At 67.8% G+C, this 11,900-nt stretch carries 9 protein-coding genes; 4 read left to right on the top strand and 5 right to left on the bottom strand.

The annotated features are described in order from the left end of the window. The first annotated feature begins 365 nt into the window (after positions 1 to 365). The 4 genes from A6A40_RS24070 (at position 366) to A6A40_RS24055 (ending at position 5,623) form a co-directional block, all read left to right on the top strand. Positions 366 to 1,697, top strand: coding sequence for a UDP-glucose dehydrogenase family protein (locus tag A6A40_RS24070; RefSeq protein ID WP_108548406.1), 1,332 nt, complete (start codon positions 366 to 368; stop codon positions 1,695 to 1,697). A gap of 55 nt (positions 1,698 to 1,752) precedes the next feature. Then, complete coding sequence (locus A6A40_RS24065) at positions 1,753 to 2,712, top strand: UDP-glucuronic acid decarboxylase family protein (RefSeq protein ID WP_108548405.1); 960 nt, start codon at positions 1,753 to 1,755, stop codon at positions 2,710 to 2,712. Positions 2,713 to 2,967: 255 nt separating this feature from the next. Further along, positions 2,968 to 4,593 (top strand): hypothetical protein, encoded by a 1,626-nt coding sequence (locus A6A40_RS24060; protein WP_236784004.1) that lies wholly within the window; start codon positions 2,968 to 2,970, stop codon positions 4,591 to 4,593. Between the two features lies 1 nt (position 4,594). Beyond that, positions 4,595 to 5,623, top strand: coding sequence for a glycosyltransferase (locus tag A6A40_RS24055; RefSeq protein ID WP_108548404.1), 1,029 nt, complete (start codon positions 4,595 to 4,597; stop codon positions 5,621 to 5,623). Here A6A40_RS24055 and A6A40_RS24050 read toward each other — a convergent pair. The 5 genes from A6A40_RS24050 to A6A40_RS24030 form a co-directional block, all read right to left on the bottom strand. Continuing rightward, positions 5,556 to 6,002, bottom strand: coding sequence for a GtrA family protein (locus A6A40_RS24050; protein ID WP_108548403.1), 447 nt, complete (start codon positions 6,000 to 6,002; stop codon positions 5,556 to 5,558). The two genes, A6A40_RS24055 and A6A40_RS24050, sit on opposite strands and share 68 nt — an antisense overlap. Positions 6,003 to 6,143: 141 nt before the next feature. Then, positions 6,144 to 7,625 (bottom strand): HlyD family type I secretion periplasmic adaptor subunit, encoded by a 1,482-nt coding sequence (locus tag A6A40_RS24045; RefSeq protein WP_108548402.1) that lies wholly within the window; start codon positions 7,623 to 7,625, stop codon positions 6,144 to 6,146. A gap of 3 nt (positions 7,626 to 7,628) precedes the next feature. Beyond that, entirely contained in the window at positions 7,629 to 9,848 is a 2,220-nt protein-coding gene (locus tag A6A40_RS24040; RefSeq protein WP_108548401.1) for a peptidase domain-containing ABC transporter, read from the bottom strand. Between the two features lie 3 nt (positions 9,849 to 9,851). Further along, complete coding sequence (locus tag A6A40_RS24035) at positions 9,852 to 10,265, bottom strand: hypothetical protein (protein WP_108548400.1); 414 nt, start codon at positions 10,263 to 10,265, stop codon at positions 9,852 to 9,854. A gap of 157 nt (positions 10,266 to 10,422) precedes the next feature. After that, complete coding sequence (locus A6A40_RS24030) at positions 10,423 to 11,895, bottom strand: mannose-1-phosphate guanylyltransferase/mannose-6-phosphate isomerase (protein WP_108548399.1); 1,473 nt, start codon at positions 11,893 to 11,895, stop codon at positions 10,423 to 10,425. Positions 11,896 to 11,900 lie beyond the last annotated feature (5 nt).

The following is an 11,900-nucleotide window of genomic DNA, read 5'->3' as shown; positions in this document are numbered from 1 at the left end:
CAACGCCGGCTTTTTCGCGGGATGGTCCGCCTCATTCGAACAGCTTCGGATGGCTCTCTCCGGATGGCGGCCGGACGGCGGCGGCCATGCCCTTGTTCGGATAACCGACAGTCGACGGCCGGCGCTTTCCGATTTTCCAGGAAAAAAAGATCGGCGCACGTAAGCCGGATGCTTCCGACCATGTTCAGCACCGGCCAAGACGATCAGTTCCTCGCGGCATTTCACAATCAAACAACCATGATGGCGGCCTCCGCCGGCCAATCCGACCACCGCGGCGACTTGACAGCGCCGACTGGACTTCGCCGCCGGAGGCATTGTAATTCTTCCCCCATTGAAGGGCGGCGGTCCATTCGAGGGAGACGACCATTCGTATCGCAATGATCGGAACGGGCTATGTCGGACTGGTGTCCGGAGCCTGTTTTTCGGAATTCGGCGTTCATGTCACCTGCATGGACAAGGACAAGGGCAAGATCGACCAGCTCCTGCGGGGAGAAATCCCCATCTACGAGCCCGGTCTCGACGATCTCGTGGCCAAGAACGTCAAGGCCGGACGGCTGACCTTCACGCTCGACCTGGCCGAGGCGATGAAGGGCGCCGACGCGGTGTTCATCGCGGTCGGCACCCCGACACGGCGCGGCGACGGCCATGCCGACCTCACCTATGTCTATGCCGCGGCCGAGGAGATCGCCGCCAACCTCGACGGCTACACGGTGGTGGTCAACAAATCGACCGTCCCGGTCGGCACCGGCCGCGAGGTGGAGGCGATCATCCGCAAGGCGCGGCCCGATGCCGAGTTCGACGTCGCCTCCAACCCGGAGTTCCTGCGCGAGGGAGCCGCGATCGGCGATTTCATGCGGCCCGACCGCGTCGTCATCGGCGCCGAGTCGGAGCGCGCACGCGACACCATGCGCCGGCTCTACCGGCCATTGCACCTGATCGAAACGCCGATCGTCATGACCAACCGTGAAACGGCGGAACTGACGAAATACGCCGCCAACGCCTTCCTGGCCACCAAGATCACCTTCATCAACGAGATCGCAGACCTGTGCGAGAAGGTGGGGGCCGACGTCCATGACGTGGCCAAGGGGATCGGGCTGGACGGCCGCATCGGCAAGAAGTTCCTGCACCCCGGTCCGGGCTACGGCGGCTCCTGCTTCCCCAAGGACACGCTGGCGCTGGTGCGCACCGCCCAGCAGCACGAGGCGCCGGTGCGCATCGTCGAGACGGTGGTGGACATCAACGACAAGCGCAAGAAGTCGATGACCTCGCGCATCGTGGCCGCCTGCGAGGGCTCGCTGGCCGGCAAGACGGTGGCGGTGCTGGGGGTGACCTTCAAGCCGAACACCGACGACATGCGCGACGCCCCGTCGCTGGACATCGTCCCGGCCCTGCAGGCCGCCGGTGCGCATGTGCGTGCCTTCGACCCGGCGGGCATGCACGAGGCGGCGAAGCTCCTGCCCGGCGTGGACTGGCGTGCCGACGCCTACCAGACGCTGGAGGGCGCCGACTGCGTGGCGATCCTGACGGAGTGGAACGAGTTCCGCGCGCTCGACCTCAATCGCTGCAAGGCCCTGCTCAAGCGGCCGGCCATGGTCGATCTGCGCAACATCTACAATCCCGCCGAAATGGCCGCCGCCGGCTTCCTCTATTCCTCGATCGGCCGGGGAAGCGCACCGGCCGGCCGGCAAGCCGGCTGAGCCGGCCCCGCCCGTCCGCCGTCGCCCACCCCACACCCAGAAGAGAAGACCCCCGATGATTTCGCCACGCGGTTACAACAAGCGCATTCTTGTCACCGGAGGAGCCGGCTTCCTGGGATCGCATCTGTGCGAGCGGCTTCTGGCGGCCGGGAACGACGTCCTGTGCGTCGACAATTTCTTCACGGGATCGCGCTCGAACGTCGCGCACCTGCTCCCGAACCCGCATTTCGAGCTGATGCGCCATGACGTGACGTTCCCGCTCTATGTCGAGGTGGACGAGATCTACAACCTCGCCTGCCCGGCCTCGCCCGTCCATTACCAGCATGATCCGGTGCAGACGACCAAGACGTCGGTCATCGGCGCCATCAACATGCTGGGGCTGGCCAAACGGCTGGGCGCCAGGATCATGCAGGCCTCGACCTCGGAGATCTATGGCGACCCGGCGGTCCACCCGCAACCCGAGGAATATTGGGGCAACGTCAACACCATCGGCCCGCGCGCCTGCTATGACGAGGGCAAGCGCTGCGCCGAGACCCTGTTCTTCGACTATCACCGCCAGCACAAGCTGTCGATCAAGGTCATCCGCATCTTCAACACCTACGGCCCGCGCATGCACCCCAACGACGGGCGGGTGGTGTCGAACTTCATCATCCAGGCGCTGAAGGGCGAACCGATCACCATCTACGGCGACGGTCTGCAGACCCGCTCCTTCTGCTACGCCGACGATCTGATCGACGGCTTCATCCGCTTCATGGCCACGCCGGCCGACGTCACCGGACCGATCAACCTCGGCAACCCCGGCGAATTCACCATGCTGGAATTGGCCGAGAAGGTCATCCGCCTGACCGGCTCCTCCTCAAGGATCGAGCACAGGCCGCTGCCCCAGGACGACCCCAAGCAGCGCCGGCCCGACATCGCCAAGGCGCGCTCGCTGCTGGAGTGGGAGCCGAAGGTGCCGCTCGACGAGGGGCTCACCCGCACCATCGACTATTTCAAGACCCGCTTCTTTGCCTAGATGAAGACTTACCATGAGGTGAATGCTAGATGACGAATTCCTCCATGTCGGCATCCAGCGAAAAAAGACTCCGGTAATGAAGCTGGATCGATCAGCATGGATCGATGAAGAGATAAATTTTTGAGAGGCGTTATGGCTATTAGCAAGTTCAAATCAGTCAATATTTTTGCATTCATTGCAATAATAGTCATTGGCCTCTCTATAGCGATTCACTCAATATTCGTGTCTTTTATACATATGCATGTTTTCCCCTACATGGATATGGTTTCTCTTCAGTATATTTACTTTCACGCTTCAATCAAAGAATTACTCATATTTCGCGACAACGAACATCTTCCATTCGTTGCCATGCCTTTCTTCATCATGGACAATTTGCTGTTCAAGGCGAGTGGTGTCTTCCTGATCGCCATGCTCCTGGCACTGAATGGCCTGATCGCCGGTTTGGTGACGGATGAACTGCGACGGGCCTGGGGAAATCGGCACAAGCTGTCCTTGGCGGCGGCGGCAAGCTTCGTCGTCATGGCTCTGTTCTGGCTGATCCATTACGAGAATCTGCTTTGGCCCAAACAGATCCACATGTATCTGTCGGCGGCCTTCTTCGTGCTCGCGAGCCGCGTGTTGGTCGGCATCGACGAGCGGATGCGATCCGCTGCGCCGCCGGACTGGGGCCGGATTATGGGGGTGGCGGCCCTATTCAGCGCCTCGACATTCTCGTTCGGCTATGGCGCCATCGGTTGGATCGCGGCCCTGATGCTGGTGGTGACCGGCCGCTGGCCATGGCGGGCGACCTGGAGCCTGCTGGCGGTCTTTGCCCTCAACGCCATCGTCTATGCCGCCTTCTACAACTACTCCACGCTGGAGTATCATTCCTCGCCCCTGACTTCGATCGGCTCTCCCCTGGAGTTAGCCAAGTTCACGGTGGTCTATTTCGCCAGCCCGGCCTACGCCCTCCTCAACAACCATATGGCGGCGAACCTGCTGTCCCTGGCCGCATCACTGGCGGGGCTGTGGATTCTGTTCCGGAACCTCCTGCTTCGCCGCCACAGCGTCAGCAGGGTCGAGCTGTTCGCCTGTCTCCTGATGCTGTTCGGGTTCGGCAGCGCCTTGATGACCGGCCTGTCGCGCATGAAGTTCGGCCTCGAAGTGGCGACGGCGCCGCGTTACGCCATCGCCCAGGTCCAGTTCTGGATCGGCCTGTGGCTGATCGCCGCCGTGACGTTGCGCAAACCCCTGCAGGCATGGAAGACGCCCATCGCGCTTTCCTGCCTGGCGGTCGCCGGTCTGTTCGTGCTGTCCCAAGTCCGTTACGCACGCATGATCGAAGTCATGTCCCAGGCCCACTGGCAGGGGGTGCTGGCCGTTATCAATGGCGTGGCAGATGACGACGTTCTTTCGCGGGAAATCCATCCGGACCGTCAGGCGATTGAGGCTCTGGTTCCCGATTTTTCCAAGCGGCACTGGTCGGTCTATGCCAACCCGCAACCCTGGTGGCTGGGACAGCCGACCCGCGATCTGTTCCGTGTCGAAGCGGCCGACCGCTGCCGCGGCAGCCTCGACCTGGTCAGCGACCTCGGCCGGCTGAAGGGCCAGAGCTATGTCGAGGGATGGGCCTGGGACAAGCAGGCCGGCCGCACCCCGGAATGGGTCGTGCTGGTGGACGGCGCCGGCATCGTCCGCGGACTGGCCCGCAGCGGCCTGAAGCGCCCGGATGTGGAACGCGCCTTCTCCGCAGCGGCCGGCAGCGCTCCCGGCTGGCACGGCTATGTCGCCGCCCCCACGCCGCTGGCGGGAACGGAGGCCTATGCCGTGCTGGCCGACGGCACCTCGATCTGCCAATTGACCCGCAATGCGCCGCCCAAGGCCGGCGATGGAGTCCACTGACATGGAAAAGCCGACGCTCCGGGAGGACGGGCAGCCGACGCTCGCCATCGTCATTCCCGTGTTCAACGACTGGGAATCCGTGGCGATGCTGATCCGCGGGCTCGGCCGCTCGCTGGGAAGCGACGAGCGCGCCGTCCATCTGGTGATCGTCGACGACGGTTCGACCGAGCCGGAGGCTGGGCTGAAGGAGGCGGTCGCCGAGACGCCCTTCACGGGAACCCTGCTGCGGCTGGTGCGCAATGTCGGCCACCAGCGCGCCATCGCCATCGGCCTGTGCCAGGCGGTCGAGCTGGCCGCCGACAGGGTTGTCATCATGGACGGCGACGGCGAGGACCGGCCGGAGGATGTGCCCCTCCTCCTCGCCGGCCTGCGCGACAATCCCCGCTCCATCGTGGTCGCCGACCGCCGCAGCCGCAGCGAGGGACCGAGCTTCACCCTGTTCTACCGGGTCTACAAGAAGGTCTTCTCGCTGCTGACCGGCACGCCGATCTCCTTCGGCAATTTCAGCGCCATGGGGCTGGCGACGGCGACCCGGCTCGCCTCCATGCACGAGCTGCTGCTGCATGTCCCGGCCACCATGATCCGCTCGCGCTGCCCCATCGTCCGGGTGGGCACCGACCGGGGCCATCGCTATGCCGGACAGTCCAAGATGAACCTGGTCTCGCTGGTGGTGCACGGCCTCAGCTCGATCGCCGTGTTCAGCGAGCGCACCTTCACCCGCATCCTGCTGTTCTCGGCGGCGATCTTCGCACTGTCCGGGCTGGCGGCGGTCATCGCCGTGCTTCTCAAGATGCTGGGGATGGCGACGCCCGGCTGGACGACGACGGTGGCCGGCATCGTGATGGTCGTCCTGGTCCAGAATGCCGCCGTGTCGCTGGGCGGCCTGTTCGTCGTCCTCAACAACAAGCGCGACTTCGCGCTGATCCCCAGGCAGATCGCCCCGATCTTCCTGGCGGAAGCCGTCAGGCTCGATGGACGTTCCGAAACACGAAATGCTGGTTCAGAAGAAACGTCAGAATTGGCGATATGATCAGGGTGAGGAACAGCGGGGCCAGGTAATGGAGGCCGAGCGTGGCCTCCATCACGTACATCGCCCCGCCGTTGAAGCCCATGATGAGGGAATAGACCAGCAGGAAGCGGGGCAGATGGTGGGCATGCCCGCCCTGCGCCCCGAAGGTCCAGGCCCAATTTCCCAGATAGGATGTGGCGATCCCGACCACGGTCCCCAGGATGGTGGCGAGCGTCGGACTCGCCATGCCGATGCCGTCGACCAGCAGGATCGTCGTCCCGGCATGGGCGGCGGTGGCGGTTCCGCCGACAAGGATGAAGCGGACGAGGCGCTGGGCCAAGAGCACGCGGACGGCGTCCACCAGACGATGGACGAGCGGCCGGGAAGCGGCGGAAGGCATGGAAGAAGGCTCCGAAGCACCAGGGACTGAAGCGGGGGGAGGCGGAACCGCCGAGCCTTCGGCCCGCGGGGGCGGCGAACACCCCGTCGGTCCCTCTCCGACCCCGCAAGAGGCTCTACTGCATCGGCCCCTCCGCCGCAACTACGGCTCGCGGATGCCCTCGTCGAGCACGCGGATCACCGGATAGAGGAAGTAGGACAGCACCGACCGGGTGCCGACGCGGATCTCGGCCGAGGCGACCATGCCGGGGCTGAGCCGCGTGCCCTCCGGCACCTCCTCCAGCCTCGTGTCGGCCAGGCGGATGCGGGTGCGGAAGACGGCGCCGGCGGTCGGCCGGGGGCCGTCGGAGTTGGCGGCGCCTTGGGCGCCCTGGGCCGGGTCGTGGGTGAAGGCGTCGGCGCTGATGGTGCGGATCTCGCCGGGAAGGGTGCCGTGGCGCTGGAAGGGAAAGGCGTCCAGCTTCACCCGCACGACATCGCCGACCCGGACCAGACCGATGTCGCGCGATGGGATCTCCGCCTCCACCTCCAGCGGCACGTCGGCGGGAACCAGCGTGACCAGCGGCTCGGCCTCGCGGATGACCGAGCCGACGGAGCGCTTGGCCACCTCCAGCACCACCGCGTCGACCGGGGCGGTCAGGGTGACCAGCGAGCGGCGGCGCTCGGCCTTGGCGATCTGCTCCACCAGCGTGGCCCGCTGGCGGGTCTGCTCGACGAGATCCTCCGCCGTCTTGCGGCGCCACTCGTCGATGAAGGCGGCGCGGTCGGCCTGGACGCCGCGCAGTTCATGCGCGCTCGCCTGCTCGCGGTCCTGCAGGGCGGTCAGCTCGTCGCGCAGGCGCAGCCGCTCGACCCGCGCCTCGAGATACGTCAGGCGGGAACCGGTCTGGCGCTCCTGAAGCTGGCGGCGGATGTCCTCCACCTCGCCGACCACGGCGAGCCGTTCGGCAAGCCCGGCCTGGGCGCGGCGGCCGGCGGCGATGGCGCTGTCCAGCTGCCCCGCCTTCTCGTCCAGCGAGGCGAGGCGGGAGCGGTATTCGGCGCGGCGGCGCTCCAGGATGGCGGCCTGCACCGCCGCATCGGGGGTGTCGGCGGGGATGAAGTCGCTGCCGTCCAGCTCGGCGCGCAGCCGGCCGATCTGGGCCTCGACGCTGGCGAGCTTGGCGGTCAGGTCGGCCAGATCCGCCGCGGCGAAGGTGGGGTCGAGCGTCGCCAGACGGTCGCCGGCCCGCACCCGGTCGCCGACCTGCACGTCGACGCCGCGCACCACCGCGGTCTCCAGCGGCTGGGCCACCACCAGCGGGGCGGTGGTCACCAGCCGGCCGCCGGCGGTGACGATGCGGTCGACCTGGGCGAAGCCGGCCCACAGGACCAGCGCCACCAGGAGCCCGGCCAGCACATAGAGGGTGGAACGCGCCGCCCGGGGCAGCGGCGCATGTTCGATCGCCGCGCCGTCCGGCAGATAGTCCAGCGCGAAGCCCGGCGACGGGGCGGGCAGGGCGGTGCGGCGGCGGGCCGGGGGAGCAGGGGCAGGGGCTTCGGTCTTGGCCGGGACAATCTCGCGGCCGGTCCCGGCCTGGGCGGCATCCTGGCCGTCGATTTCGGGCATCCGCCTGTCGGGCATGGCTCAGCGCCCCCGGTTCTGCTGCTGCCACAGATGCCGGTATTCGGCGCAGCGGTCGAGCAGGGTGGGGTGGGGGGCGAGGTCGAGCAGGCGGCCCTGCTCCAGCACGGCGATGGTGTCGCAGCCGGTCAGGGTGGAGAGGCGGTGGGTGACGATCAGAACGGTGCGTCCGCGGGCGATGCGCCGCAGGTTGGCCATGACGATGGCCTCGCTGTCGGGGTCGAGCGCGCTGGTCGCCTCGTCCAGGATCAGGATGCGCGGCTGGGGCAGCAGGGCGCGGGCGATGGCGATGCGCTGCTTCTGGCCGCCGGACAGGTTGCTCGCCCCCTCCTCCACCAGCGTGTCGTAGCCGTCGGGCAGGCGGTGGATGAACTCGTCGGCGCCGGCCAGCCGGGCGGCCTCGACGATCTCCTCGCGGCTGGCCTCCGGCATGGTCATGGCGATGTTGTCGCGGATGGTGCCGCGGAACAGGAAATTCTCCTGCAGCACCACGCCGATGGAGCGGCGCAGATGGGCCAGATCCAGCTCGCGGATGTCGAGCCCGTCATAGCGGATGCTGCCCTCCTGCACCGGGTAGAAGCCCTGGAGCAGCCGCATCAGCGTGCTCTTGCCCGAGCCGCTGCGCCCGACCAGCCCGACGACCGAGCCGTCCGGCACGGTCAGGGTGACGCCGTCGAGCGCCGGCGGCCGGTTGCGGTCGTAGCGGAAGCACAGCCCCTCGATCTCGATGCGGCCGATCAGGGAAGGACAGGCGCCGCTGCCCTCGCGCCTGGGCTCGGCCGGGTGGTTCATCACCTCGCCCAGCATGCGCACCGACAGGGCGGTCTCCTGATACTGGTGGATCAGCGAGACGATCTGGACCAGCGGCGTCACCACCCGGCCCGACAGCATCTGGAAGGCGATCAGGGCGCCGACCGACAGCTGGCGGTCGAAGACGTCGAAGGCGCCGACGGCGACCACCGCCACCATCATCGCCTTCTCCAGGAACTCGGTCACTGTGCGGGCGGCGATGGAGATGCGGCCGACCCGGTAATGGCTGGTCACCGCGCGGGCGGCCTTGCGGTCCCAGCTGCGGCGCTGCTGCGGTTCCAGGGCGGAGGACTTGACGGTGCGCATGCCGTGGATGGTCTCCACCAGCATGGCCTGCCGCTCGGCGTCGGCGTTGTAGAGGTCGCCGAGCCGGCTGCGGTAGACCGGCACCAGAGCGACCATCACCCCGGCGATCAGGCCTGCGAACAGCAGGGCCACCAGCGTCAGCTTGACCGAATAGAAGAACAGCACCGGCAGGAAGACCACCAGCACCAGGCTGTCGAGCACGGTGGACAAGAGGTTGCCGGTCAGGAATTCGCGGATGCGCTCCACCTGCTGCATGTGGCGGACGGTGACGCCGGCTGAATGCCCGTCGAAGAAGGTGATGGGCAGGTCGAGCAGATGGCCGAAGGTGCGGTTCAAAAGGCGGATGTCGATGCGGTTGGCCGCCGCCAGCAGGATGAACTGGCGCAGGAAGCGGAAGGCCGCCTCGAACAGCAGGGCGCCCAGCACCCCGATGGTCAGCACCTGCAGGGTGGCGACGGTCTCGTTCACCAGCACCTTGTCGATCACGATCTGGAAATAGACCGGGACGGCAAGGGCGAGCGCGTGCAGGACCAGCGCCGCCGCCACCACGTCGCGGAAGGCCGATTTCTGGCGCAGGATCTCCGGCACGAACCAGCGCAGGCCGAAGGGCTGGCGCGGATCGCCGAGGCCGTGACGCGGCTTGAGGAAGACCAGCTCGCCGTCCCAGCGCTCCAGGAAGCGGTCGCGCGGCACGTCGATCACGTCCAGCCGGTCGGCCAGCGGATCGACGACGCCGACCACCGGTTCCTCATCGGGACGGGACGGACGCGACAGTCCGACCAGGATGACGGTGTTGCCGTTGGTCAGCCGCGCCAGCAGCGGGAAGACGGGGGGAAGGGACTGCAGCCCCTTCCAGTCGAGCCGTCGGGCGGTCGCCTTGAAGCCGGTGGCGGCGGCGATGCGCAGCAGGTCGGCGGTGGACGGCTCACCGTTTGGTCCGCTGGGGCCGGGGGCGACACGGGCGCGCAGGGCGGACGGCGAGGCCGACAGGCCATGGTGGCGCGCCACCAGCGTCAGGCAGCGCAGCGCGGTGCTCTCGTCGCGGTCGGGGGCGGCGTCCGGACCGGGCGGAGGGGACGGCGCGACGGTCGTGCTGGCGTCCGGCATCGGTCAGCCGAAATTCGGCGAGCGGGGCCGTCCGGGCGGGGAGGCAGGGGTCGCGGGGCCGGTGGACGGACCGGTGGGGGAGGCCGGCTGGATCGGGGCCGGCACCGGGCTCTGGAACGCCGGAGCGGCAGGGGCCGGCGCAGGCGGCGGCACCATGCCGGAATTGGGCGGCAGCACGCCGGCGGCCTCCAGCCGCTGACGCATGCCTTCCAGGGCGGACAGGCTGGCGAGGAAGCCCGGCAGGCTCATCACCACCCGCTGGCGGATGGCGGGCAGCGGGTGGCCGTTGGCGTCCTTGCGCAGGGCCGACAGGCTGAACAGGTCGATGCGGACCATGCCGTTGCCGAAGCCGATGTCGAAGACCCCGTCGGCATAGAGTTCGGGGATGCGGTCGTCCGGCGGCGGATCGATGGTCATGATGGTCCCGGCAGCAGAAAGCGGGGCGCCGCTGCGGCACCCTCGCATCGTCTTTTTACCGGAAGGCGGCGACCGGGACCAAGCCGCCAATGCCACCGCCCGCAAAGAGACACAAGCGACGCTTGCGCTTCATGCCTCTTTGCGGTCGGTCTGCGGATCAGTTGCGGCCGTACACGTCCTCGAGCCGGACGATGTCGTCCTCGCCCAGATAGGAGCCGGACTGCACCTCGATGATGGTCAGCGGCACCTTGCCGGGGTTCTCCAGCCGGTGGACCGTGCCGATCGGGATGTAGATCGACTGGTTCTCGTAGACCATCACCTGCTCCTCGCCGCGGGTGACCAGCGCGGTGCCGTTGACCACCACCCAATGCTCGGCGCGGTGATGGTGCTTCTGCAAGGACAGGCGCGAGCCGGGGGCGATGGTCAGGCTCTTGACCTGGAAACGGTCGCCGGTGTGCAGCGACTGGTAGGAGCCCCAGGGGCGATGGACCCGGCGGTGGCTGACCGACTCGCTGCGGCCCTCGGCCTTCAGCCGGTCGACGATGCGCTTGACGTCCTGGGCCTGGGAGCGGTCGGCGACCAGAACGGCGTCGTCCACCACCACCACCACGGCATTCTCCACCCCGACCACCGCGGTCAGGTGGTTCTCGCTGCGGACGTAGCAGTCGCGGGCCCCCTCCAGCAGCACATCGCCGACGATGACGTTGCCCTCGCCGTCCTTGTTGCCGACATCCCACAGCGCCGACCAGGCGCCGACGTCGGTCCAGCCGATCTCGCAGGGGACGACGGCGGCGCGGTCGGTGCGCTCCATCACCGCATAGTCGATGGAGATGCTGGGCGCCTTGGCGAAGGCGGCGGCATCCAGGCGGAAGAAGTCGAGGTCCCTGGCCCCCTGCTCCAGCGCCTCGCGGCAGGCAGCCAGCACCGCCGGGGCATGGCGCTCCAGTTCGGCCAGCAGGCGGGCAGCCGGGAACAGGAACATGCCGCTGTTCCAGGCATAGCTGCCCTCGGCGAGATAGCGCTCCGCCACTTCCAGCGACGGCTTCTCGACGAAGGCGGCGACGTTGTAGGCGCCGTCGGCCTCGTCCATCGAGTGGCCGCGGCGGATATAGCCGTAGCCGGTCTCCGGCCGGGTCGGGGTGATGCCGAAGGTGACCAGCCGGCCGGCCTGGGCGGCGCGGGCGGCGATGCCGACGGCGCGGCGGAAAGCCTCGGCGTCGCGGATCTCGTGGTCGGCCGGCAGGATCAGCAGCAGCGCATCCGGATCGTCGGCCGCGACCGCCAGGGCCGCGAGCGCGCAGGCGGCGGCGGTGTTGCGGCCGGCCGGCTCCAGAATGATGCCGCGCGGGGTGCAGCGCGACTGGCGCAGCTGCTCGGCGGCGAGGAAGCGGTGCTCCTGGTTGCAGATCACCAGGGGAGCCGCGAAGACGGCCTCCGCAAGCGCGCCGGACTGCATGGAGCCGGGTTGTTGCGCGCTGACCCGCAGGGCGGTGTCCTGGAGCATCGTCCGGTCAGAGCAGAGCGGCAGGAACTGCTTGGGATACAGTTCGCGCGACAAGGGCCACAAACGGGACCCCGTACCGCCGGACAGCAGCACCGGGACGATCTTCTGCGCGGAATTGCCGTTCATTGGGC

Origin of the sequence: Azospirillum humicireducens (assembly GCF_001639105.2) — a bacterium.
In the GTDB taxonomy this organism is placed as follows: domain Bacteria; phylum Pseudomonadota; class Alphaproteobacteria; order Azospirillales; family Azospirillaceae; genus Azospirillum; species Azospirillum humicireducens.
The sequence above is the reverse complement of the archived record's forward strand: the minus strand, read 5'-3'. Positions and strand labels throughout refer to the sequence as shown.